The organism is Aphanizomenon flos-aquae FACHB-1287 (assembly GCF_014698755.1).
In the GTDB taxonomy this organism is placed as follows: domain Bacteria; phylum Cyanobacteriota; class Cyanobacteriia; order Cyanobacteriales; family Nostocaceae; genus Dolichospermum; species Dolichospermum flosaquae.
Genome location: NZ_JACJTO010000023.1, coordinates 42,986 through 67,294, shown reverse-complemented (window position 1 = coordinate 67,294; position 24,309 = coordinate 42,986). Strand labels below are relative to the sequence as shown.

The following is a 24,309-nucleotide window of genomic DNA, read 5'->3' as shown; positions in this document are numbered from 1 at the left end:
AGATATCGCCAAAGGTAGGGTAAATATCAAATGTAGGGATTTATATAGGTAAATATGATAATTTGAGTTAAAATTATTCTTGGTGAAATAGATCACCCGGTCAAAAGATAAGCTGTCAAACTTAATTCGGTAATATTTCTGATGAGTAATTCTTCATTTTGTGAAAAATCAAAATCCCAAAGCCCTGGCGCTTTGATAGAAAAAACTTGCTACCCAACCTAAACCAATTATTTTTGAAGCTATTTCCCCGCTGAGAGGAAGACTGTTATAAAATCTGCGAGGTCTTATGATATCCAGGAAAAAACCGGGGTTAGTTAGTCTAATCCTCATAGCTGTTATTAGTTTTTACTTAGTAGTTGGTTTTCCCAAACCTGCCTACGCAATGCACATTATGGAAGGTTTTTTACCAGTACAGTGGGCGATTTTTTGGTGGGTTGTAACATTACCATTTTTTATTTTAGGGTTGCGTAGTCTAACTCGCATTACCCAAGCTAACCCGGAATTAAAACTGCTGTTAGGTTTAGCTGGTGCTTTTACCTTTGTCCTGTCAGCGTTGAAAATTCCTTCAGTTACTGGTAGCTGTTCTCACCCCACAGGAACGGGATTAGGTGCGGTGCTGTTTGGACCCCTGACTATGACAGTTTTGGGTAGCTTGGTATTGTTATTTCAAGCTTTGTTACTGGCCCATGGTGGTTTAACTACACTTGGTGCAAATGCCTTTTCCATGGCGATTGCTGGACCCTATGCAGCTTACTGGATCTATAATACCACAATGCGGCTGAGTGGTAAACAAAAAATCGCCATCTTTTTAGCAGCAAGTTTGGCAAATTTACTCACCTATGTTATCACTTCTATCCAACTTGCTTTGGCTTTTCCTGCACCTGTGGGCGGATTTATGGCTTCATTTGCCAAATTCGCGGGAATTTTTGCCCTTACTCAAGTACCCTTAGCAATTAGTGAAGGATTATTAACTGTCTTAGTTTGGAACTGGTTACAATCTTATAATCCTCAAGAATTGGAACTTTTGCAATTAATCAAGGGAAGAAATCACAGTAATGAATCAATCTAATAAAAGTTTAAATAACTGGTTTTTAATATTAGCCGTTTTAGCTTTAGGAATCGCACCATTAATACTTGTACGTGGTGGAAAGTTTGGTGGTTCTGATGATAAAGCTAAAGCCGCTATTACAGAAATACAACCTGAATATAAACCTTGGTTTCAATCACCATTTGTACCAGCTAGTGGGGAAATAGCCAGTTTATTATTTGCTTCTCAAGCAGCTTTAGGAGCGGGAGTAGTTGGTTACGCAATTGGTATTTATAAAGGACGTTCCGAACAAAAAAGACGGAAAGAATGACTTTAAAATTAGATACCCTAGCTTACACTAATCAACTGCGAAGATTACCACCAGAACATAAAATCATTTTTGCATTTACGACTCTGATTATTTCTCTTTGTAGTCATCCTTTAGTGCAAATTTTGATAGTAATTTGGATGAGTATTTGGACAGTAATTTATGCAAAAATTCCGGCTGGTATTTATTTGCGGTTGTTAACGTTCACCATAGTTTTTTGTTTGACGAGTTTACCAGCACTAATGGTAAATGGAGTTGCAATTTCTCATCTAGAAATTGTCAAATTAGATGCATTTTATGGGTTAAATTTTGGAGACTTCTATATTTATATGAGTCGGAGTGGTAGTATTCAAGCATGGGGGATTTTAATTAGAGCATTAGCTTCTGTTTCTTGTTTATATTTTCTCATGTTAACTGTCCCGTTTACAGAAATTTTGCAAACTCTACGTTGGTTAAGATTTCCAGTGCTTTTAACTGATTTGTTATTACTAATGTATCGGTTTATTTTCATTTTGCTAAAAACAGCCAATGAATTATGGACAGCACAAAATTCTCGTAGTGGCTACCGCAATTGGTATACTAGCATGAAAAGTTTAGCATTATTAATTGGACAATTATTGCAGCGAACTCTACAACAATATAGTCAATTTTCTTTGGGACTGCAAGCACGAGGTTTTGCAGGAGAATTGCGATTTTGGTACCCCCGTTGCTATCGTTTATCTCCACGATATACGATTGAAGCAATTTGTGGCTGTGTAATATTAATAGGATTAGAAATTTGCCAAAATGCAGGAATATTTACTCGAGTTTGATCAGGTCTACTACACCTATCCAGGTTCACAAAAATCAGTCTTAAATGGTTTAAATATGAGGATTCCTTCAGGGAAAAAGTGTGCCTTAATTGGTCAAAATGGTTGTGGTAAAACTACACTTTTCTTATTAGCTAATGGACTTTATAAACCTAATTCTGGAGTTGTTAAATGGTGTGGTGAACCATTAATTTATAATCGTCAATATCTCAGTAAAATCCGGCAAAAAGTCGGTTTAGTATTTCAAGATCCTGAACAACAATTAGTAGCTTCTACAGTTGAAGAAGATATTTCTTATGGTTTATGTAATTTAGATTTACCCACGGGAGAAATTAAACAGCGAGTAGAGCAGATATTACATGAATTTGAATTAACTAATTTAGCAGAAACACCAGTACATCATCTCAGTTTAGGGCAGAAAAAACGAGTTTCTATTGCTGATATTATGGTACTAAACCCGCAACTTTTAATATTAGATGAACCAACGGCATATTTAGATATTAAACATACTCGAAACTTGATGAAAACTCTCAAAAAAATTCATCAAAATGGAAATAGTTTATTAATGGCAACTCATGATTTAGATTTAGTTTATCGCTGGGCTGATTGGGTTTTTGTTATGGATAAAGGACAATTAATGCTAGAAGGAAAACCAGAAGATGTATTTAGTCAACGGACACTTTTAGAAGAATTAGAATTGGGTGTACCATTAATATATGAAATGTTGTTTAATGGGCTATCTCCTGAAGAGGTAATAATTATAGAACGAGTCCGACAACGGATATTAAAAGAAATTTGAAAATGTAGTTAACTGTAATATATTTTTGTGAATACATTGTAGGTTGGGTTAAGCGACAGCGCAACCCAACAAAATTACGAAAATGTTGAAACTGTAATTCCACAAAGTTCCGAGAATGTTGAAACTGTAACTCCATAAAATTCCGAGAATGTTGAAACTGTAATTCCATAAAATTCCGAAAATGTTGGAACTGTAATTCCATAAAATTCCGAGAATGTTGAAACTGTAATTCCATAAAATTCCGAAAATGTTGGAACTGTAACTCCACAAAATTCCGAAAATGTTGAAACTGTAATTCCATAAAATTCCGAAAATGTTGGAACTGTAATTCCATAAAATTCCGAAAATGTTGAAACTGTAATTCCACAAAATTACGAAAATGTTGGAACTGTAATTCCATAAAATTCCGAAAATGTTGGAACTGTAATTCCATAAAATTCTGAAAATGTTGGAACTGTAACTCCATAAAATTCTGAAAATGTTGGAACTGTAACTCCATAAAATTCCGAAAATGTTGGAACTGTAACTCCACAAAATTCCGAAAATGTTGAAACTGTAATTCCATAAAATTCCGAAAATGTTGAAACTGTAATTCCATAAAATTCCGAAAATGTTGGAACTGTAACTCCACAAAATTCCGAGAATGTTGGGTTTCCTTGCGTCAACCCAACCTACTTGTAGGTTAAATGTCACAAGACAGTCTGTCAAACATTTTTAAATTCTGTTAATAAAATAAAAAGGAGATGATTTATGGTAAATTAGTTAATTAAGCTCTCTGTGGAAATTATATATGCAGATTCAAGAAGTCCCTAACGTTGCAGTCATTGTTGGTGAAAATGCCGTTACCCTTTCTCAATTACCTTCTGTTTGGCAAGATATCGCTAAAGGTAGGGTAAATGTTAAACTCAGTGACCCAAAAATCTATGTGGAAATGGCGCAGTTGTTTCAATATAAACTGCAATATGGTGATGTTGATTTGTTTAATGAACGTCCCCATTTATCTCATTTAAAACGCTCATTTTCCGAGTTATTTGGGCAAATGGCACGAGAAACTCTAGAATTTTATGGTCATGATTTTATGATTCATAATTATCCGAACTTTGCAGAAGTTGTACGTAATTTTGAATCAAAAGGTTCTGAATACAGTAATGAACTGAAAGTGGCACATATTGGACTAGAACTTTTCCAGGAATTTGGTTATGATCTACCAGCAAGTTTTTATCATGTTCATTTAGCGCCAATTTATCGAGATCATGTATTTGAAGAAAGAGCTTTAAGATTTGATCAACGAGATATAGAACATAAACGTCCTTGGGATGCTATACTACACGCGGGTAAGGTATTTGCAATGCAAATGAAGGTACAAAGTATCGCCTCCAAATACGGTTTTACCTATCAACATGGTTGTGCTTGTAACTCTCATTTATCATCTATTGATGAATCTTCTGGTACATTTGAGTATGAATTAAGTTTGGAAAAACGTCAACGCTGGATTCGGAGTTTTATCTGGACAGCTTGGTATGAATATGCAATATTTCCCATTGTACCAAATACTAGTTATCTTGTTTAAGAAAAAGACAAAATAATTTGCTGCGGTAATGGGAAACTTACACCTCCCATTATCGGTCATATTCAATAATAATACGCATGGAAAATGTACATTTTTAACCTGTTGACCTAGTTGTAATAAGGCCAGATGATTCTTTACTATTAATTAAAAAAACTCTCAGTTTTATTGAGAGAAATCATTAGTGTGATATCATATTTTTCGAGAAAAGAGCTAGAATTATCTAAAAAAATTATTTTTTATATTTGTGTTTTAAGTTGGCATTATTATAAGTAGATTTACGATTAATTCCTGTAGATAGAAAACAAGTCATTAGTGAAGAGGGAGAATAAATTCCTATGGACTTTGGGTAAATATTGGGGCAATTGGTTAACAAAGTTAAAATATATGGTACTATGATGGGAGGTATAAATCCCCCATCATCAGTGTTACAAATTGCTAACCGCCTCCGCAATTTTCCCAGACACAAAAGGCAAAATTTCCCGATTTGTAGCTTGCTCTTTCCCTTCCGTAAACACCACCAACAGATAAGGACGTTGATCAGGTAATTCAATATAAGCCGCATCGTGACGGACTGTACTTGTCCAACCTGCTTTTGACCAAATTTGACTATTTTGCGGTAATCCACCGCCTAAGAAGCCTGTAACTTGGTTCTCGTCGCTATTTTGGGGTAACTCTTCTAGCTGAAGACTGCGTTTAAGTAAATTCATCATAGATTGCGATCGCCCACTGGACACCGCTACCCCTCCGATGATACTATGTAATAATCTCGCAGTGGCATCGGTGGTCAGCATATTGCGATTTTCAAACATCTCTCCATAAAAAGCTCTTTCTCGACCATAGGGACCATCACCCCAGGTTTTTTGACAGAGATTAATCGCTTGCATTTCTTCCCACCCCAAGGACTGATAATACCGATTGATAATATTGCGCTGATATTTCCAGGTTTCAAAGGGACCGGGGGTTAATTGGGGACCGGAAGTAGTCCCACTAAGAATATCAACAATTAAACTGGTAGCATCGTTACTAGAGTCAACGATCATATCAGTTAAAGCGCGGTCTAATTCTTTGGATGGTTGAATCATGGCCTTTTCTAACCATTCTTGCACCACTACCAAATAAAATAATTTTACCACACTAGCAGGATAAATCCGTTCCGCGCCTCGATAGCTAAAACCCCGTACTGGGTGTTCCCAAAAAGCATTGGGAGTCAGTGCACCACCTGTATTAACTGGTGCGGGATGATCATAGACAACCCAAGTAAGTGCAATTTGATTGATTGCTAAGGTTGAGAATTGTGTCCAAGTTGCTTCTAAAATTTGATTAGCGATATTTTCTAGTTGTTGGTCTTGATTAAAAAAAACCATTTGTAAATTCCTGATGATATTTTTACTATTGATAGTTCATTAATCTTATCATTTAGGACAATTACCGACAATAATGGGCATCTTAACATCTTGCTTAATTCTATGATTTCATGTATAATACTGAGATATCTATGATAAATGGGTGATTTTCGGGTAATTTACCATGACATTTGATTTAACAAGATTTTATCAAGCTTGTAACCCTAACAAAACTCTTGATCAAAGTAAAGCTGAAGATAGACAATATTATATTGATTTTTCCGAGGTACGGGGTGCAGAAATTATTAGGGAATTTAGAAGAACTATTGCTTTACTTTCTCCTGAAATTCCCACTTGTCAATTATTTACAGGACATATTGGTTGTGGTAAATCTACGGAATTACTGCGATTAAAAGCAGAATTGGAAGAATTGGAATTTCATGTAGTTTATTTTGAGTCTAGCCAAAGTTTAGATTTAGCTGATATTGATATTACAGATATTTTACTAGCAATTGCTCGTGAAGTTAGTCAAAGTTTAGAAGCAGCAGAAATTAAACTCAAACCCGGATACTTTCAAAATCTATTTACAGAAATAGCGGAACTTTTACAAACACCCTTAGATATTGGTTTTGAAGCGGAATTATCTGTAGGTATTGGCAAAATTACTGCTAAAACAAAGGATAGTCCTAAATTGCGGAGTCAACTGCGACAATATTTAGAACCTCGCACCAATGGAATTTTAGAATCAATTAATCAAGAATTACTTATTCCTGCAAGAGAAAGACTGAAAAAACGTGGTAAATCAGGTTTAGTTGTAATTATTGATAACCTAGATAGGGTAGATAATGCTGTTAAACCAAATGGTCAATATCAACCAGAATATCTATTTGTAGACAGGGGTGAACAATTAAATAAATTAAAATGTCATGTTGTTTATACAATTCCTCTAGTTTTGATATTTTCTAATGCTTTAGGTAGGTTAACAAATCGCTTTGGAGGAGATCCTAAAGTTTTACCAATGGTAGCAGTTAAAAAAAGGAATGGTGTAGATTATCCCGCAGGAATTACACTATTAAAAGAAATGATTATGAAAAGAGCTTTTCCCGGAGTCAGTGGAGAGGAAAGTCAAAATTTAATTACAAAAATATTTGATAGTCCTGAGACATTAGAACGACTTTGTAAAGTTAGCGGTGGTCATTTGCGTAACTTGTTAATGTTATTATTTCGTTGTTTACAAATGGAAGATACACCAATTTCTCGAAAATGTCTGGAAACAGTGATCAAAAAACGTTGTAATGAGTTAAATTTAGCAATTACACCTGACGAATGGGAGTTATTACAGGAAGTACAAAAGACAAAAAACTATCGAGGAAATGAAAAATATGATATCCTACTTCGCAGTATGTTTGTATTTGAATATCGAGACGAAGATGGATCTTGGTTTGATATTAATCCAATTTTAATAGAAACGTAGAAATGTTTGATTTAAGAGGATGTTTTAAAAGTGGTATCCCATAGTTTTACCCCCCTTAATCCCCCCTTATAAAGGAGGGAAACAATACCCCCCTTAATCCCCCCTTATAAAGGAGGGAAACAATACCCCCCTTAATCCCCCCTTATAAAGGAGGGAAACAAGAAAATACTGAAATGAGGAAATAATGTCATGAATAATCCAGAAATCTCTCCCGATAATAATGAAAATTCTTTGCGAACGATATTGAGAGCAATTAATTTTTCTCAAGGTCAATTATCGTTGATTTTTCTACGTTGTAATTATGCGAAATTACGTCAGCAAATATCAACACAAATTCATCAAGTTTCCTCTATTCCTATTCGAGAAATAACTTTAACAGCGTCTACAAAAAGTTTGTATAATCAAATATCTCAAGAATTGGGAAATGAACAACCACAAGCTTTAATGATTTCTGGTTTGGACTCCGTGAAAAACATTGATGTGATTTTGAGTTTGTCTAATCAAATTCGAGAGGAGTTTAGAAAAAATTTCCCTTTTCCGATTTTGATTTGGATAGATAATCAAATTCTTAAAAAAATTATCCGCGTCGCACCAGATTTAGAAAGTTGGGGGAGTATTCTGGATTTTGAAAATGATACGGAGGATTTAATTAATCTAATTCGAGAAAGAACAGCAGAAATATTTATTAATGATCATATTCCCAGTCCTCAAGTTTATCAAGAAATAGAATTTGCGAGTCAGGATTTACAAAATAGAGGAGCAGTAATAAACCCAGAAATACAAGCTGGTTTAGATTTAGCTTTTGGTTTACGGGAATATCAACAAGATTATCTAGATCATGCTTTAAATTATTATCAAAAAAGTGGAGAATTTTGGCAAAATTATAATAATACCCCACCCGCGCTGTCGCGCACCCTCCCCTTGCTAAGAGGAGGGTTAGAACGTTATGGGATAATTTTGGTAAAAATATCTTTAGTTTATACTCGCAAAGCCGAAATTAATAATGATGAAGATTTAGAAAATTGGCAAAATTCTAGAAATTATTTACAGCAAGCTTTAGAGATTTTTGAAAAAGCGCGAAGATTAGATCTAGTAATTCAATATATCAATGATTTAGGAGAAATATTCCGACATTTAAAAGCGTGGAATGATTTAGAAAATCTAGCTCAAAAATCTTTGAATTTATCTGAAAATGTAGAAACGTTCCGTGGAAAGTCTGTACTTTCACAAATTTGGTTAAGTCAAAATTATGGTTTTCTCGCAGAAGTAGCTTTAGAAAATAAAGACTATCTAAAAGCAAATCAGTACGCACAACAAGCAATAGATATTTTAACTAAAATTCCCAATTTACCCACCCAAGAATATAGCCAATATCGTTTATTTATATCCCGTTCTCAAGTGGGTTTAGGGGAAATATACGCAGCTATTCAAACCTTAGAAACTGCTAAAAATCAAAGTTATCATCAATATAATCCTAAACTTTATATTGCGATTTTAGAAAAATTAAGTTTTCTATATTTCCAAGAAAAACAATATTTAAAAGCATTTAATCTCAAACAAGAAAAATTACAAATTGAACAACAATATGGTTTTCGGGCTTTTGTTGGTGCTTCTTATCTAAACCCCCAACGTCAAATTATCAATACTCCCTTACCTGGAGAACAGAGGGAAGTCGAAAACTTGGAAAATACTGCTACAATTGCTAGAGAAATTTCTGCTTCAGGAAGAGAACAAGACGTTAAACGGTTGCGGACTAGAATTGCGGGAACTCAACATAAATTAACTGTAATTCATGGTCAGTCTGGAGTTGGTAAAAGTTCGATTTTACAAGGTGGTTTAATTCCCGCTCTTCAACAAGAACCCATTGGAGAACGGGACGCTGTACCTATATATTTACGAGTTTATACAAATTGGATAGAACTTTTAGGAGAGAGTTTAAAAACAGAAACTTTAAAATCAACAAATGATCAATTATCTCCACATTCTACAGATACAATTATTCAAAAATTGCGAAAAAATGCTGATAAATATTTATTAACGGTTTTGATATTTGACCAATTTGAGGAATTTTTCTTTGTTTATACTGATAAAATCCAGAGAAAACCATTTTATGACTTCTTCCGAATCTGTTTAGATATTCCTTTCGTGAAAATTGTCCTTTCTTTGCGGGAAGATTATTTACATTATTTATTAGAATTAGACCGTTTAGTTGATTTGACTGTCACTAATAATAATATTCTTGATAAAGATATTCGCTATTATTTGGGTAACTTTTCTCCCCCAGACGCTACAACAGTAATTCAAACTCTCACGGAAAAAACTCGGTTTTATTTACAAGCAGAATTAATTACGGAATTGGTCAAAGAATTAGCGGGAGATATGGGGGAAGTGAGACCAATAGAATTACAAATTGTGGGAACACAATTACAAACTGAACAAATTACAACCTTAGCAAAATATCGAGAATTTGGGAATAAGGAAAAGGTAGTAGAAAAGTTTTTAGAAGATGTTATTAAAGACTGTGGTTCAGAACATGAACAAGTAGCGCGACTGCTATTATATTTACTCACAGATGAAAATAATACCAGACCTTTAAAAACTAAAGATGAATTAGTAGTACAATTACCAGAAAGTGAAAATCTGGATTTAGTTTTGATTTTAAATATCTTCGTTGCGTCCGGTTTGGTCTTACTATTACCAGAATCTCCAGCAGATAGATATCAGTTAGTTCATGATTATTTAGTTGAGTTTATTCGTCAACAGCAGGGAAATGAATTATTAGCAAAATTAGCTCAAGCTCAAGCAGAATTAAAACAGGAAAAGGAAGCTAACCAAATAATAGAAACAGCCAGAATTAAAGCTGAAGCACGAATTAAAGAAGGAGAAAAAAGATTAAAATTAAGTTCTAGGTTAGCTGCGGGTTTTATAGTAATTGCAGGTATATCCTCTGTCTATTCCTTCAATCAACTTAGAGAAGCTGATATTTCTAAACAAGTAACAAAACTAGAACAAGGTGTAGTCAATGTTTTAAGACAATTTCAAGTGGAAGAATTACCATCTTTAGTCGTTGCTATCCAGAATGGTAAAAATTTAAAAACATTAGTTAAAAACAGTCCCCTAGACAAATATCCCACCATTAGTCCTATTTATGCCCTAAATAATATCCTGGATAATATCAAAGTCCGTAACGAGTTTCAGGGACATAAGGATTATGTCTATAGTGTAAGTTTCAGTCCCGACGGTAAAACCATTGCTACTGCTTCATATGACAAAACAGCGCGGTTGTGGGATTTACAGGGGAATTTGCTACAGGAATTTAAAGGACATCAAAGTGCTGTCAATAGTGTAAGTTTCAGTCCCGACGGTAAAACCATTGCTACTGCTTCTTGGGACAATACAGCGCGGTTGTGGGATTTACAGGGGAATTTGCGACAGGAATTTAAAGGACATCAGGATTCTGTCACAAGTGTAAGTTTCAGTCCCGACGGTAAAACCATTGCTACTGCTTCTGAGGACAATACAGCGCGGTTGTGGGATTTACAGGGGAATTTGCGACAGGAATTTAAAGGACATCAAAGTGTTGTCACAAGTGTAAGTTTCAGTCCCGACGGTAAAACCATTGCTACTGGTTCTAGGGACAATACAGCGCGGTTGTGGGATTTACAGGGGAATTTGCTACAGGAATTTAAAGGACATCAGGATTGGGTCTATAGTGTAAGTTTCAGTCCCGACGGTAAAACCATTGCTACTGGTTCTAGGGACAATACAGCGCGGTTGTGGGATTTACAGGGAAAATTGCTACAGGAATTTAAAGGACATCAGGATTGGGTCAGAAGTGTAAGTTTCAGTCCCGACGGTAAAACCATTGCTACTGGTTCTGATGACAAAACAGCGCGGTTGTGGGATTTACAGGGAAAATTGCTACAGGAATTTAAAGGACATCAGGGTGCTGTCTGGGGTGTAAGTTTCAGTCCCGACGGTAAAACCATTGCTACTGGTTCATTAGACAATACAGCGCGGTTGTGGGATTTACAGGGGAATTTGCTACAGGAATTTAAAGGACATCAGGATTCTGTCACAAGTGTAAGTTTCAGTCCCGACGGTAAAACCATTGCTACTGCTTCATATGACAATACAGCGCGGTTGTGGGATTTACAGGGGAATTTGCGACAGGAATTTAAAGGACATCAGGGTGCTGTCTATAGTGTAAGTTTCAGTCCCGACGGTAAAACCATTGCTACTGGTTCTTGGGACAAAACAGCGCGGTTGTGGCCTGTGCGGAATTTAGACCGGGTACTTAAAGATGGTTGTGCTTGGTTAAGGGATTATTTACACAATCGGGAGGTTAAGTTGAGTGACAAAGAGCGCCGATTATGTGATGATATTTGAAGTTGTCTGAATCAGGATATCCAGGATTAAAGGATTAACAGGAAATAATTTTTACAATGATAGGAAAGGTAATTAAATTACCCCCCTTAGTCCCCCCTTGGAAATGGGGGAAACCGGAAAATCCAGTTACTTTGAAATTACCCCCCTTAGTCCCCCCTTGGAAATGGGGGAAACCGGAAAATCCAGTTCCCTCTTCTTAACAAGGGGAGGGTTAGGGTGGGGTTAAAAATATTTGATACATCAATCATAACTTTCTAAACACCCTCTAACAGAAAGGTGATAAAATTACCATTATCTACATCTTTAAATCCTGTAAATTCTGATTTAGAAAATATTACATATTACTCATGTCTTTAAACTTATTAATTCCCCATTCTCCTACAACAGAATATCAATGTTTACGCGACCTCAATCTCTATAATTCTCCCGAATGCGTCAGTTTAACCACCCAAGCTGCTACAGGACGACATTTAAAAATAACATCAAATCATCAAAATACCGCAGTTACAGTATGTTTATGTGAAGATGATTATCCCGGATGGTTATCACTTGAAGATTTACAGTTTCTTCAACCCGCAGAAACCGTATATCAACCCCAATTTATCTCGTCCGCAGCAATTCAACAACACATACCCGCTGTTATCGCTTTTACCCACGCAGCAAAAGCACAAAATAATTATTACCTTTGGGGCGGTACAGTTGCACCTAATTATGATTGTTCTGGTTTAATGCAAGCAGCTTTTAAATCTGTCTGTATTTGGCTACCCAGAGACGCTTATCAACAGGAGGCTTTTACCCAACCCGTTGATATTACTGAACTACAACTGGGAGATTTGATCTTTTTTGGTACTCCTCACAAGGCCACTCACGTAGGTTTATATTTAGGTGATGGTTATTACATTCACAGTTCAGGAAAAGACCAAGGACGGAATGGTATCGGTATTGACCAACTTTCGGAACAAGGAGATAAGGTTAGTCTAGCCTATTATCAACAATTACGCGGCGCTGGTAGGGTTGTTAACAGTTATATTGGTAACTCCTAACTTATCTAAGTACCATTCCCTCTTCCCTACTTATGACTATCAAGTAAAACATGACGAGAAAAAATACCTTTCAGTTTTAAATTAGTGAATACATTGATAGAATTTATTAATTCTCGTTGTTCTGAACTTAAATTTATTGTTTCTAAAGCTTGATCAAGATTATTACCCTTGTGTAATTTATGAGCAAGTAACTCACGTTGAGATGAATCTAAAATTGCTGCAACTTCCTTATTTCGACGCTGACGAATAGCTTGTAGAGCTTGATTTTCTTGGGGGGTAAAATCATATTCGGATAATTTAATATTATCGCCAATTTCTCCAGAGTTGGTAAACAAATGACTAGCATAAACGAAAGGAACTTCCCAGGAAAAAAAAGCGATAGCACAAATAAGTCCCAAAGTCAATAACTGTTGTGTTAATTTATTAATCATGGATTTTGATGTTAATAACAGGTTAAGTCAAATTTTGTCAGGGGGAATAGTAGCTGGAATCATTTTTCTAGACCCGGTTGCTTGAGAAATCTACAAATATGATCCATACTTTATTTATAGAATAAATCTACTAATACATAACCGCAAAAATCCTTAATTCCAAATAGTGATAGCACAATCAGGTTGTTTCCATATTCCAGGTGAGCTAAAGTAGACAATGTATTTTGTATAACTAATTCCAGAAATTGATCATCAATTATCTTTCCCTGAAATTGTCAGAGGAATTTCAAAATCAATATTATACATATCCAGATATCTCTTATTTTCCTACCTCTGTGTCCTCTGCGCCTGGAGTGGTTCGTTAAAAAAAACTAGTTCATAACTCAAATAGGAGTCCTATAGAGTTTTCATCAATCCTTCAAATTGTTATCAATTATGACATTACCCGAACATCACCCTGATATTAAAGAAATTCACCCGTCTCCCCCTAAATCAAGTCGGTGGCCGCGATTACTACTAGCTGCACTATTATTGATTGGGGGTGGAACTGGGATAGTATGGAAATTACTAACTCCTGAAAAACCTGGTCCAGCAGTAACTAATGCTCCACCTCCGGGGGTCAAAGTTAAACTATCACCAGTGCAAACAGGTACAATTGAAGATAGCACAGAATATTTAGCCAGTCTAGAATCTCGACGTTCAGTCAGTCTTCAACCCAGAATTCAAGGTCAAGTTTCGCAAATATTCGTCAAGTCAGGAGATTTAGTTTCCTCTGGTGCTGCGATTGTACAAATAGATTCTCGACAACAACAAGCCGCAGTTAGTAGTTTATCTGCTGCTGGTCAAGGTTCACAAGCACAACTAGAAAACGCTCGCGCCACTCTAAAATCTTTACAAGCAGAACGGTTAGCTAATGTTGCAGATGTACGTTTAAATCAACAAGACTATAATCGCTATTCTGAATTAGCCGCACAAGGGGCTGTATCTCGTCAAACTAAAGATTTATATGCTAACAAGCTGGCGACAGCAAAAGCCCGATTAGGGGCTATAGAGGCTCGCATTCAAGCCCAAATGGCTACCATATCCCAGGTAGAAAAATCCTTACTGCAAGCTGATGCTAATATTAGACAACAACAAGTTCAACTTCAATATTACAAAATTACTGCTCCTTTTGCGGGAATTGTTGGCGATATTCCCGTAAAAGTGGGTGATTTTGCCAATACTTCCACACCATTAGCTACTATTACCCAAAACCGACCTTTAGAAGTGAAAATTCCTGTTCCTTTGGAAAAAGGTATACAATTGCGTCAAGGACTACCAGTAGAATTAATTAATGCCCAAGGTCAAATTATAGGTAATAGTAGTATATTCTTTATTTCTCCTAATATTACTAATAATTCTCAATCAATATTAGTAAAAGCACTTTATGATAATTCTCAAGGACAATTGCGAGCAGATCAAATGATTCGGGCAAAAGTAATTTGGAGTAAACGTTCTGGTGTTATAATTCCTACGACAGCAATATCTCGAATAGCTGGAGAAACCTTTGTATTTGTAGCCCAAACAGAAAAATCTCCTCAAGGTGTTTCCCAATTAATAGCTAAACAAAAACAGGTGAAATTAGGAAATATTCAAGGTAATAATTATCAGGTAATTTCTGGACTACAAAAAGATGAAAAATTGATTATTTCAGGAGTGCAAAATCTCAGAGACGGACTACCAATCATTCCTGAAAATAACGAAATAGAGAAAAGATAAGAATTTGAAAAAATACAAAATCCAAAAGACAAATTAATTATGTTTGTTGACTTTTTTATTAAGCGACCTGTATTTACTAGTGTCTGCGCTATTATTATTTTACTCGTCGGTGCAATTAGTATTCCCAGCTTACCCACCGCTCAGTATCCAGAAATTAGTCCTACGCAGATTATCGTCAGTTCTAATTATATTGGCGCTAGTGCGGAAATTGTCGAAAATACTGTAACAACCATCTTAGAACGGCAAATTAACGGTGTTGAAGGCATTAAATACATGACTTCCAGCAGTAGTAATGATGGCAGTAGTACAATTACTGTAACATTTGATGCTTCCCGTGACAAAGATATTGCCGCCGTAGACGTGCAAAACCGCGTTACTTCCGCTGAACCCCAGTTACCAGAATCTGTCAAGCAAACAGGAGTAACTGTGAGTAAACAGTCTAATAACATTCTGTTAGCGATAGGTTTATACAGTAATAATAAAGCCTTAAATAATGTCTTTTTAAGTAATTATGCAGATTTATATATAGCGGATGCCCTTAAACGGATTAAAGGGGTAAGTGAGGCGCGAATTTTTGGTGAACGCCGCTATGCGATGCGTCTATGGCTTGACCCGAATAAACTCGCTAGTCGGAATCTAACCACTAATGATATTATTAATGCCCTTAATGAACAAAATCTACAGGTAGGTGCGGGACAAATTGGACAACAGCCAGCCGTAGATGGTCAAATGTATCAAATTGATTTAAGGGCAGTTAGTAGACTTACGGAAGTGGAAGAATTTGATAATTTAGTGGTTAAAACTGCGGCTGACGGTAGTTTAATTAAATTAAAAGACGTGGGAAGAGCAGAACTTGGCGCTCAAAACTATAACTCATTTCTCCGTTTTAAGGGGAATGAGGGTGTAGGAATTGGGATATTTCCGACACCAGGAAGTAATGTCTTAAACGTGGCCAATTTAGTCAAAAAGGAAATGGGACGACTTTCCCAAAGTTTTCCCCCAGGAATGAAATATCAAGTAGCTTTTGACACCACTACAATTGTAGAAGAATCCTTAGCAGAAGTAGTAAAAACCCTTTTAGAAGCCATTATACTGGTAGTCCTCGTTATCTTTATCTTCTTACAAGACTGGCGAACTACATTAATACCCGTTATTACTATTCCTCTATCTTTAGTAGGGACTTTTGCCTTTGTCAAAGCCTTTGGTTTTTCTGTGAATACCTTAACCATGTTTGGTTTAACCCTAGCGACGGGGATGGTAGTTGATGATGCGATTATTGTTGTCGAAAATATTTCCCGCTTAATTCAAGACAAAGGAATGTCACCCCGTCAAGCTGCTTCAGTCTCCATGCAAGAGCTATTTGGGGCTGTAATTGCTACTTCTCTGGTATTAATGGCGGTGTTTGTCCCTGTAGCCTTTTTCCCAGGTGCGACTGGACAAATTTACAAACAATTTGCCCTGACAATTGCCTTTTCTATCGCCATTTCAACATTTTTGGCTCTCACCCTCACTCCCTCTCTTTCAGCCTTGTTATTACGGCAAAGACCCGCAGCTAGAGGCATTTTCGGCTGGGTTTTCGGTGGCATTAACTGGTTTTTAGAAGCTATGGGTCAGGGCTATGAAAGCTCCTTAATACTTTTAACAAAAGTTAAAGCGATAGTTGTTCTAGTATTTATTGGTTTATTGGGTGTCACAGCTTGGCTGTACACGACTGTACCCACAGCATTTCTACCGGACGAAGACCAAGGTTATTTCATTACCATTATTCAAGGTCCAGAGGGTTCTTCACTTAAATATACCAGTAAAGTCATGAGTCAGGTAGAAACAGAAATCCTCAAATTACCTGAAGTTACAGGTACTTTTGCGATTGGTGGTTTTGGTTTTAGTGGTAGTACCGCCAATAGTGGAGTAATTTTTACAACTCTTAAATCCTGGAATGAACGGAAAAAACCAAATCAATCTGTACAAGCAATTATTGGTAATTTAAGAAAAACCTTGTCAGGAATTACCGAAGCGAGAGTTTTCCCAGTTAACCCTCCTGCAATTCGCGGTTTAGGTAGTTTTAGCGGTTTCCAATTTCAGTTACAAGATATAGCCGGCACTAACAGCTTAAATTCTATGCTGCAAACCGTTGGTCAGTTTATGATGCAGGGTAATAAGACTCCAGGACTACAAGCTGTATTTAGCACATTTACCGCGAATACACCACAAATTTTAATTGAAGTAGACCGCAATAAAGCGAAATCTCTACAAGTTTCCATTGACGATATTTTCAAAACCCTCCAAACTTATTTAGGTTCACGATATGTCAATGATTTTAATTTCCTTTCTCGCACATATCGGGTATATATTCAAGCAGATGCTCAGTTTCGTTCTAATCCTAATGATATTGGCTTATTAAATGTGCGTTCTGCAACTAATCAAATGATTCCCTTGAGTAGTTTAGTAAAATTAACTCCAACAACAGGAGCGCAAACTATTAATCATTATAACTTATTTCGTTCTATTGAAATTAATGGTTCTCCTGCTCCTGGTTTTAGTTCTGGACAAGCAACTTTGACCATGGAACAATTGGCAAAGAAAATATTACCTACTAGTATGGGATATGAATGGTCAGGTATTGTTGCTCAGGAAAAAGAATCAGGAGGACAAGCGCCAATTATTTTTGTTTTAGGATTAATTTTCGTCTTTTTAGTATTAGCTGCTCAATATGAAAATTATGTTGACCCTTTAATCATTATGTTATCAGTTCCCTTAGCCATTATGGGAGCTTTAGCATCACTATCATTAAGAGGTTTAAATAATGATGTATTTTGTCAAGTTGGGTTAGTCATGTTAATAGGTTTAGCCAGTAAAAACGCAATTTTAATTGTAGAATTTGCTAACCAACTGCAAGAAAATCAAGGTTTATCAATTACCAAAGCAGCAGTAGAAGCATCAAAAGGTCGTTTACGTCCAATTTTAATGACTGCATTTTCGACTTTACTGGGAATTTTCCCCCTAGTAACTGCTACAGGTGCAGGTGCTGCAAGTCGTCAATCTTTGGGTACTGCGGTATTTGGAGGAATGTTCGTGGCAACCTTTCTAAGCTTATTTATTGTGCCAATTCTTTATATTATAATTGGCAAAATTCGTCAACGTTTACAACCAGTTTTCCCTCGTTCCTAGTCTCCGGCTAGGAATGCTATAAAGAGGCTCTGCCTCAATATCCCTCGTCCCTCGTTCCTAGTCTCCGGCTAGGAATGCTATCAAGAGGCTCTGCCTCAATATCCCTCGTCCCTCGTTCCTAGTCTCCGGCTAGGAATGCTATCAAGAGGCTCTGCCTCACAAATCAATCAATTCCACCTCTAATAAACTTGGTAATTCCATATAATTCCGATAACTAGAATAACGCCAATGAGCCGGATCATCAACATAACCACGACGCACCGGATTGTTATGAATATATTCTAATTTTTGGATAAACATTTCTTCATTAGCAATTGCTTGGGGATGAAAACCTTCTTGCCAAAGTTGATAATCTTGTTTTATTTTATGTTTTAATTTATGAAATTCTAGTTGGTTAAGTATATAGTTAGCGTTATTTTTCTCAAGTAAATCAATAATAGAACGAGCAGTAAATGATTTAAAATTGCCTATTTCTTTAGATAAGTTGGCAGCAGCAGCAATAAGATGCAGATGATTTTCCATGATTACGTAACCGTAAAATTTCAAACGCTGCTGACATTGGAGAAAGTTGAGGGAATCTATGATAATTTGGACAATTTCCATGTTACCAAATAATAGCATCCAATTTACTAATGTGCAGGTGAGGAAGTGCGGTTGAGTTCCTAATACATGATAGCGGCTGCGTCCCATTGTATTTCTTTGATTGATAGTGGTATGGAGTTTGAGGCTCTGCCTCTAATGGCATTTCCAGTCGGAGTCTGGGAACGAGAATAATGATAGAATATTAGGAGGCAGAGCCTCTAATGGCATTCCCAGTCGGAGACTGGGAACGAGAAAAACGAGAAAATGTGAGATTTTGTTTATTATAAATCTGGTTCAACACCAAGCGCACGCAGTTGGGCAATTAATCTTTCGGTTTTTTGCCTTTCTTGTTCTAACTTTTGTCTTTCTTGTTCAGCTTTTTTTCTTTCCTCTTCTGTGCTGGTTAATATCCAATTACCATGTTTATCATACCAACGTAACCAAGACATTTCGACAGTTTTATAACTTCCTGTCCACACTCCTAAACCTAATTCTATTTCGGGAATCCAAAACCGAAAATCTGATAATTTTACTTCAGCATAACGAGCGCCTGTTAACTGAAACATTCTAAATTCAGATTTATAACGATCAAAGATGGCGTAATAGGGTACTCTTAAAATTTGTTCGTAAACTTCCCATTTACCAGGCGGTTTTTCGACATCTCTTAATGTTTGCCCTAAGTCTTCTTTTTCTGTTCCTGGTGAGAGTAATTCAACTATAATATGAGGATTAACTGCTTCTTGCCAAACTACATAACTTAACCGTAAATCTCTTTTGTCATAAAGAGAGGGAACACCTAATACTGCAAACCAATCTGGACGTTTATACCATGAAGGATGACGCAAATCATAATAAAGATTCAGATCACTTCCTGTAAATATTTGGTCGCTAGGATAGTCAGGGGGACGGAATGTTTCTGCTAATAATTGTGGTTGGAATAAATGAAATTGATCTGGCAAACCAGGTTCCTCCGGGTCTTCGCTAGGAAGATCATACATTGTCGGTAATGTTTCTTTAGGGGAAAGTGGCGGATTTGTTTGATACATTCTTAACAATCCTAAAGATAGAATTTCTATTTCTATTATGTAGTAATATGATTCGGTTTAGAAAATGGTAGCGACTGTTTTGAATATTCGGTTTTGTGGGTGAGAAAGTCTTGTTTATTGAAAATTTACAAGAATCAAATCTTCCTAATCATGAATTGACCCGTCTGGCATTGTAGCGCCTGTGAGTATCGCTCCTTCCAAGTCGGCTTCTGTGAGCAAAACTTTTGTTATCCAGTCCTGTTCCAAGCGGTAGGCTCCTGTGAGGTCGGCTCCTGTGAGGTTGGCTCCTGTGAGGTCGGCTCCTGTGAGGTCGGCTCCTGTGAGGTTGGCTCCTGTGAGGTAGGCTCTTGGGAGGTCGGCTCCTCTGAGGTTGGCTTCTGTGAGGTCGGCTCCTGTGAGGTTGGCTCTTGTGAGGTCGGCTCCGAAGAGGTTGGCTTCTGTGAGGTCGGCTCCTGTGAGGTCGGCTTTGTAGAGGCTGGCTCTTGTGAGGTCGGCTCCTGTGAGGTCGGCTCCTGTGAGGTCGGCTCCTGTGAGGTCGGCTCCTGTGAGGTTGGCTCTTGTGAAGTTGAATCCTTTGAGTTTGAATCCTACGAGATTGAATCCACTAATATTAACTCTAGCTAAATCAATATATTTATTTTCTAAATCTGGGTATTTACGTTCTGCAATCACAGTTAAACACGCTCGAATAGAAATTCTAAGTTTTAGGAATTTTTCTTGATCTTCTGGAGATTGTGACTCATTTTCTTTTATAATAGGTGCATTCTGACGGACAAAAGCTGTCAGAACTTCCATAATTGTCCATTGGTCTGGTGCAGAATCTCTCGCAATTCGTTCTAAAGTATAAATTCCACCTAATATAACTTCCGGTTTATCACTCCCAAGCTGTTCAATAGCTTTAGAAAATCTTTCTGTAATTTGTTTTTGATTTGCAGTCTCTGCATTTTTATTTGCAGCCTCTGCATTTCTATTTGCAGCCTCTGCATTTTTATTTGCCGCGTCTGCATTTCTATTTGTAGCCTTTGCAGTCTCTTCCATAGCGTCTGCACGTCTACCTGCAAAGTAAACATTAACAATTACTGCCCCTCCACTAATGAATAAACCTAATACTTTAAGACTTTCAACAATATATTCATATTTGTTTCTTAATAAATCTTCTTTGTCAGTAGTTAAAATCATTGATATAGAATAAATTGCAACAGCAACAGCTATCAAAGACGAAAATATAGTTCCACGGATCGCCCAATTTTTAATAAAATCGTTTTTATCATCTGTGAACATAATACAATTTCTACTCCCTGTGTAAAATGGCTTTATCAAGTAAGCAATGCAAGATACAGACATTTTAGCACACCAAAAAGCAAATACACTAGAACAAGAAAAAATTTTATTGTTAAAATAACCTTAAATAACCGCAGAAAAATTAAAATTTATTCATTCTCAGCAATTAGAACCCGCTTCATTAATTTAGACCCTGACCTCTACAAGAAATCAGGGGTTTTATCATTTATTTTTTCACCTTGTTAATTTCCTCCTGTAACCTTTCAATTTCCCTTCGTAACTTTTCCACCTCATTATCAGATTTTGCTGGTGTCACATCAACCGAACCAACAGGAGAACGCTGATAATTACCCCTTTTAATTTCTTGATATTCCTCTGATACAGCCCATTTGCGTAAATAATGCAACCGTTCCACAGGGAAAGGATGACTTAACATCATTCCTTGCCCACCATTGTATAATAAAAATTTATACACTTGATTTAGCCCATCATCATCCAAAGCTTGATATTTTTCCGACTGCTCAATGAACTCAGTTAAACTACATTCATGAGCATACTTATTACTACCTCCAGAGAGTTTCATCATAGATGACATCACAGAATTTAAATCATCCATGACCAATAAAGCCGCTCTATCAGCAGATAACTCAGCTTTGCGTCGCCATTCAAAAAACGCATAAATCAAAGCTTGACTGACAAAATTACCTAAACCAAAAGTTAATTCACCAATGACAGAAACGGCGCTCATTGCCCAGATTGCCATTTGAATTAAAATACTATGACCACATTTAATATGGCCGAGTTCATGAGCCAAAACCGTCCGCAGTTCAGACTCATTGAGTAAATCCAGTAACCCAGTGTTAACAACAATGTAAGGGTTTTCCTGTCCCAGAGCATAACTATTGACCTGAGCATCTTGGGAAATAAATAATCCTGGTTCACCGCTGATATCCAAATCTCGGACACATTCCCGAAAAATCTGGTAAATAGTCGAATATTGACGCGGACCGACCTGAATAGAATTACCCATTAAATAGACTAATTGAGGGCGTTCATAGACAAATTCCACAAATTTACGAGCGATTAAATCAAAGCCCGGTAAACTGCGTAAAGCTTGCTCTGCTTGAATATCTAATGGATGTCTGAAAGCAGCGCTGGAAATTCCTGGGTAACTTGGCATAATTTAGGAGGATAGGTAAATGGTAAATAGGCAGTAGTTAGTGGTTAGTGGTAAAAATGAAATAGGAGACAACCAATAACTGACTACTGAGAATGAAAAACAACTTTGGATGGAATTAAAAGCCCGTGATTGAAGCAGAAGTTCATTTATCATTACATAACTTCCTGAGGTCGCAGGTAGGTTTCCCGTCCTGGCCTCATCATTTAACAATGGCCAGATTAGTAGCACGCGCCTTGCGTATGGGACGTAGTGCTTTAATTCAGGTGGGGTCAGTTTGTGGACATCAAGGGAGATATCGCACGAGTTTTATCGCTTCTGCTTTAATATGGCATGGTTCTGTAATTATTGTCGCTTCGGAAACTGTACAGCAACGGTTATTAAAGGTAGAAATTCCTCGATTAAAGCAATGGCTACCAGCGAATAAACCGATTAGAATAGGTGATAATTGGCCAAGTCCTGATTTTCAGGGTTTGCTATTGACTTCCCCTGCGGCTTGGTTAAAAGGACAATTGGCTGATAACAATGCCTTTCCTAAGCATATTCCGACTATTATTGATGGTGTTGACGATTTAGAGGACTGGGTACGCTCTCAACTTACCCAAAGTATTGAACCCCATGATTGGGACGAGTTAATGCTGGCTTATCCCCATGAAGTGGAATTAATTCGGGAAGCTAGGGTACAATTAACCCATCAATTATTTCAGCATCCAGAAAATCCCTATCACTGTTATTTAATTTCTCAACCGGAAATCGAAATTTTACAACGTTTATATTTGGATTTAGATAAAAATCATCTTCCAGATAATTGGCGAAATTTTTGCCAAAAATTGCTATATTTAGAAGATTCTTCTTTAAATTTCTCATCTTATGTCCCCCTATTTTGGTCAACTATTGCCCGTCGTCAGGGGTTATTTTCTTTACATTATGCTCCCATTGAATTAGGTAAAATCCTCGAACCGATTTGGCAACGTCAACCTGTAGTATTAATTGGCAGTTCCTTAGAACCGGAAACAGAAGCACCTCTTTTCCGTCAACGCTTGGGTTTAGAAGATGTTACTTGCTTAAAATTTGCTTCTGATAGTCAAGGAGAAGCAATTCAACTTTATGTACCTTATAAATTACCTTTACCAAATACGCCGGAATTTCAAGGAGCTTTAATTCATCAAGTTCGCACATTGGTATGTTTAAGTGCGACGGCAACAGGAATGACGGTAATATTAATCGGAGATGTACCGCTAAAATCCAAAGTAGCGACAATTTTAGCCTCAGAATTTGGTTCACGGGTACAGGTAGAAAAAACTTGTTTAGACGAAAATGGGATTTTAATTACTGGTTGGGAATTTTGGCGGGAAAATCAGGGTGTTTTACCGTCACCGAGATTGTTAATTATTGCCACTTTACCCTTACCATCTTTAGAGAATCCTTTAGTAGCGGGTAGAGTAGCTCATTATAAGCGATCGCATCAAGACTGGTTTAGACTATACTTATTACCTACAGCCATGAATGAATTGCAAAGAGCGATCGCACCTGTGCGCGAAAATCAGGGTATTGTAGCTTTATTAGATAGTAGAGTGGTTAACCGCAGTTACGGTGTTCAAATCCTCTCAGCACTGAGTCCCCTAGCGCGGTTGAACTATCTTGATCCTAGTTTATTTGCGGCAAATAATGAAGATGATTCTAGCTAATTAATGTCAATGATCACCGACTGGGGACTAATTTCTATTAAAATTTAAACTGAACTCCAAGGAAACTAAATCATCAAATTATGGGTGAAGCAAAACGCCGTAAAAACTCGCTAGGAGAAGAATACGGACAAGATACCAAGAGAATATTACCGTGGATTCCCATTAACAAAACCCAAGCTACACAATTTGTAGCTATCACCACTCGTGGTGCTTGGATAGGTATTGGGACAATGGTTGCTGCTTGGGTAATAATTCGTTTTATCGGTCCTGCCTTTGGTTGGTGGGAAATTGTTGGATAATTGGTAACTATACAAAAAGATCCCCGACTTCTTTTTTATTCTATAATCATATTATCAATTTACAGCGTTTTCCGCTGAAGATGCGGTACAAAATTGA

At 36.8% G+C, this 24,309-nt stretch carries 20 protein-coding genes; 12 read left to right on the top strand and 8 right to left on the bottom strand.

What is annotated here, in order from left to right; all coding sequences use genetic code 11:
• Positions 1-286 precede the first annotated feature (286 nt).
• The 4 genes from H6G44_RS12435 to H6G44_RS12420 are packed head-to-tail and all read left to right on the top strand — an operon-like array spanning position 287 to position 2,963.
• The gene (locus H6G44_RS12435) at positions 287-1,069 is read left to right on the top strand and encodes an energy-coupling factor ABC transporter permease (protein WP_190388068.1); all 783 of its coding nucleotides are present in this window, start codon (positions 287-289) and stop codon (positions 1,067-1,069) included.
• Positions 1,056-1,358 (top strand): energy-coupling factor ABC transporter substrate-binding protein, encoded by a 303-nt coding sequence (locus tag H6G44_RS12430; protein ID WP_190388067.1) that lies wholly within the window; start codon positions 1,056-1,058, stop codon positions 1,356-1,358. Before H6G44_RS12435 ends, H6G44_RS12430 begins: the two co-directional genes overlap by 14 nt.
• Positions 1,355-2,167, top strand: coding sequence for a cobalt ECF transporter T component CbiQ (gene cbiQ / locus H6G44_RS12425; RefSeq protein ID WP_190388066.1), 813 nt, complete (start codon positions 1,355-1,357; stop codon positions 2,165-2,167). Before H6G44_RS12430 ends, cbiQ begins: the two co-directional genes overlap by 4 nt.
• The gene (locus tag H6G44_RS12420) at positions 2,142-2,963 is read left to right on the top strand and encodes an energy-coupling factor ABC transporter ATP-binding protein (RefSeq protein WP_190388065.1); all 822 of its coding nucleotides are present in this window, start codon (positions 2,142-2,144) and stop codon (positions 2,961-2,963) included. Before cbiQ ends, H6G44_RS12420 begins: the two co-directional genes overlap by 26 nt.
• On the opposite strand, the gene H6G44_RS12415 is transcribed toward H6G44_RS12420, so the two are convergent.
• Both H6G44_RS12415 and H6G44_RS12410 read right to left on the bottom strand, forming a co-directional pair.
• A complete protein-coding gene (locus tag H6G44_RS12415) occupies positions 2,923-3,363 on the bottom strand; it encodes a hypothetical protein (RefSeq protein ID WP_190388064.1) in 441 nt (146 codons plus the stop codon). The two genes, H6G44_RS12420 and H6G44_RS12415, sit on opposite strands and share 41 nt — an antisense overlap.
• Entirely contained in the window at positions 3,335-3,628 is a 294-nt protein-coding gene (locus tag H6G44_RS12410; RefSeq protein ID WP_190388063.1) for a hypothetical protein, read from the bottom strand. The genes H6G44_RS12415 and H6G44_RS12410 overlap by 29 nt, the downstream gene beginning before the upstream one ends.
• 125 nt (positions 3,629-3,753) lie before the next feature.
• On the opposite strand from H6G44_RS12410, the gene H6G44_RS12405 reads away from it, so the two are divergent.
• The gene (locus H6G44_RS12405; RefSeq protein ID WP_190388062.1) at positions 3,754-4,533 is read left to right on the top strand and encodes a hypothetical protein; all 780 of its coding nucleotides are present in this window, start codon (positions 3,754-3,756) and stop codon (positions 4,531-4,533) included.
• Positions 4,534-4,958: 425 nt separating this feature from the next.
• Here H6G44_RS12405 and H6G44_RS12400 read toward each other — a convergent pair whose 3' ends face one another.
• A complete protein-coding gene (locus tag H6G44_RS12400; RefSeq protein ID WP_190388061.1) occupies positions 4,959-5,897 on the bottom strand; it encodes a serine hydrolase in 939 nt (312 codons plus the stop codon).
• 163 nt (positions 5,898-6,060) lie between these two features.
• On the opposite strand from H6G44_RS12400, the gene H6G44_RS12395 reads away from it, so the two are divergent.
• The 3 genes from H6G44_RS12395 (at position 6,061) to H6G44_RS12385 (ending at position 12,782) form a co-directional block, all read left to right on the top strand.
• Entirely contained in the window at positions 6,061-7,350 is a 1,290-nt protein-coding gene (locus H6G44_RS12395) for a P-loop NTPase fold protein (RefSeq protein ID WP_190388060.1), read from the top strand.
• 189 nt (positions 7,351-7,539) lie between these two features.
• Complete coding sequence (locus tag H6G44_RS20320; protein WP_190388059.1) at positions 7,540-11,739, top strand: nSTAND1 domain-containing NTPase; 4,200 nt, start codon at positions 7,540-7,542, stop codon at positions 11,737-11,739.
• A gap of 347 nt (positions 11,740-12,086) precedes the next feature.
• Entirely contained in the window at positions 12,087-12,782 is a 696-nt protein-coding gene (locus tag H6G44_RS12385) for a C40 family peptidase (protein WP_190387166.1), read from the top strand.
• Between the two features lie 26 nt (positions 12,783-12,808).
• Here H6G44_RS12385 and H6G44_RS12380 read toward each other — a convergent pair whose 3' ends face one another.
• Positions 12,809-13,213, bottom strand: a complete 405-nt coding sequence (locus tag H6G44_RS12380) for a hypothetical protein (protein WP_190387165.1) — start codon at positions 13,211-13,213, stop codon at positions 12,809-12,811.
• Positions 13,214-13,648: 435 nt separating this feature from the next.
• Between H6G44_RS12380 and H6G44_RS12375 the strand changes: the two genes are divergently transcribed.
• Both H6G44_RS12375 and H6G44_RS12370 read left to right on the top strand, forming a co-directional pair.
• Complete coding sequence (locus H6G44_RS12375; protein ID WP_190387164.1) at positions 13,649-14,971, top strand: efflux RND transporter periplasmic adaptor subunit; 1,323 nt, start codon at positions 13,649-13,651, stop codon at positions 14,969-14,971.
• A 39-nt stretch (positions 14,972-15,010) separates the two neighbouring features.
• Complete coding sequence (locus tag H6G44_RS12370) at positions 15,011-18,139, top strand: efflux RND transporter permease subunit (protein ID WP_190387163.1); 3,129 nt, start codon at positions 15,011-15,013, stop codon at positions 18,137-18,139.
• A gap of 156 nt (positions 18,140-18,295) precedes the next feature.
• On the opposite strand, the gene H6G44_RS12365 is transcribed toward H6G44_RS12370, so the two are convergent.
• The 4 genes from H6G44_RS12365 to H6G44_RS12350 form a co-directional block, all read right to left on the bottom strand.
• On the bottom strand, positions 18,296-18,829 hold the full coding sequence (locus H6G44_RS12365; RefSeq protein WP_190387162.1) for an REP-associated tyrosine transposase: 534 nt from the start codon (positions 18,827-18,829) through the stop codon (positions 18,296-18,298).
• 173 nt (positions 18,830-19,002) lie between these two features.
• On the bottom strand, positions 19,003-19,767 hold the full coding sequence (locus tag H6G44_RS12360; protein WP_190387161.1) for a Uma2 family endonuclease: 765 nt from the start codon (positions 19,765-19,767) through the stop codon (positions 19,003-19,005).
• A 144-nt stretch (positions 19,768-19,911) separates the two neighbouring features.
• Entirely contained in the window at positions 19,912-21,048 is a 1,137-nt protein-coding gene (locus tag H6G44_RS12355) for a pentapeptide repeat-containing protein (RefSeq protein ID WP_190387160.1), read from the bottom strand.
• 226 nt (positions 21,049-21,274) lie between these two features.
• Positions 21,275-22,228: a M48 family metallopeptidase gene (locus H6G44_RS12350; protein ID WP_190387159.1), complete on the bottom strand. Its 954-nt coding sequence runs from the start codon at positions 22,226-22,228 to the stop codon at positions 21,275-21,277.
• Between the two features lie 125 nt (positions 22,229-22,353).
• On the opposite strand from H6G44_RS12350, the gene H6G44_RS12345 reads away from it, so the two are divergent.
• The gene (locus H6G44_RS12345) at positions 22,354-23,913 is read left to right on the top strand and encodes a helicase C-terminal domain-containing protein (protein WP_190387158.1); all 1,560 of its coding nucleotides are present in this window, start codon (positions 22,354-22,356) and stop codon (positions 23,911-23,913) included.
• An 80-nt stretch (positions 23,914-23,993) separates the two neighbouring features.
• Positions 23,994-24,212: a DUF2839 domain-containing protein gene (locus H6G44_RS12340; RefSeq protein ID WP_190387157.1), complete on the top strand. Its 219-nt coding sequence runs from the start codon at positions 23,994-23,996 to the stop codon at positions 24,210-24,212.
• Positions 24,213-24,309: the final 97 nt, after the last annotated feature.

Bases quoted from the DNA above. Each gene is read 5' to 3' on its own strand.
- H6G44_RS12430 (WP_190388067.1), top strand. From the start codon at position 1,056: ATGAATCAATCTAATAAAAGTTTAAATAACTGGTTTTTAATATTAGCC.
- H6G44_RS12395 (WP_190388060.1), top strand. From the start codon at position 6,061: ATGACATTTGATTTAACAAGATTTTATCAAGCTTGTAACCCTAACAAA.
- H6G44_RS12360 (WP_190387161.1), bottom strand. From the start codon at position 19,767: ATGTATCAAACAAATCCGCCACTTTCCCCTAAAGAAACATTACCGACA.
- H6G44_RS12435 (WP_190388068.1), top strand. From the start codon at position 287: ATGATATCCAGGAAAAAACCGGGGTTAGTTAGTCTAATCCTCATAGCT.
- H6G44_RS12375 (WP_190387164.1), top strand. From the start codon at position 13,649: ATGACATTACCCGAACATCACCCTGATATTAAAGAAATTCACCCGTCT.
- H6G44_RS12380 (WP_190387165.1), bottom strand. From the start codon at position 13,213: ATGATTAATAAATTAACACAACAGTTATTGACTTTGGGACTTATTTGT.
- H6G44_RS12385 (WP_190387166.1), top strand. From the start codon at position 12,087: ATGTCTTTAAACTTATTAATTCCCCATTCTCCTACAACAGAATATCAA.
- H6G44_RS12420 (WP_190388065.1), top strand. From the start codon at position 2,142: ATGCAGGAATATTTACTCGAGTTTGATCAGGTCTACTACACCTATCCA.
- H6G44_RS12355 (WP_190387160.1), bottom strand. From the start codon at position 21,048: ATGTTCACAGATGATAAAAACGATTTTATTAAAAATTGGGCGATCCGT.
- H6G44_RS12415 (WP_190388064.1), bottom strand. From the start codon at position 3,363: ATGGAATTACAGTTCCAACATTTTCGTAATTTTGTGGAATTACAGTTT.
- H6G44_RS12400 (WP_190388061.1), bottom strand. From the start codon at position 5,897: ATGGTTTTTTTTAATCAAGACCAACAACTAGAAAATATCGCTAATCAA.
- H6G44_RS20320 (WP_190388059.1), top strand. From the start codon at position 7,540: ATGAATAATCCAGAAATCTCTCCCGATAATAATGAAAATTCTTTGCGA.
- H6G44_RS12350 (WP_190387159.1), bottom strand. From the start codon at position 22,228: ATGCCAAGTTACCCAGGAATTTCCAGCGCTGCTTTCAGACATCCATTA.
- H6G44_RS12370 (WP_190387163.1), top strand. From the start codon at position 15,011: ATGTTTGTTGACTTTTTTATTAAGCGACCTGTATTTACTAGTGTCTGC.
- H6G44_RS12340 (WP_190387157.1), top strand. From the start codon at position 23,994: ATGGGTGAAGCAAAACGCCGTAAAAACTCGCTAGGAGAAGAATACGGA.
- H6G44_RS12365 (WP_190387162.1), bottom strand. From the start codon at position 18,829: ATGGGACGCAGCCGCTATCATGTATTAGGAACTCAACCGCACTTCCTC.
- cbiQ (WP_190388066.1), top strand. From the start codon at position 1,355: ATGACTTTAAAATTAGATACCCTAGCTTACACTAATCAACTGCGAAGA.
- H6G44_RS12405 (WP_190388062.1), top strand. From the start codon at position 3,754: ATGCAGATTCAAGAAGTCCCTAACGTTGCAGTCATTGTTGGTGAAAAT.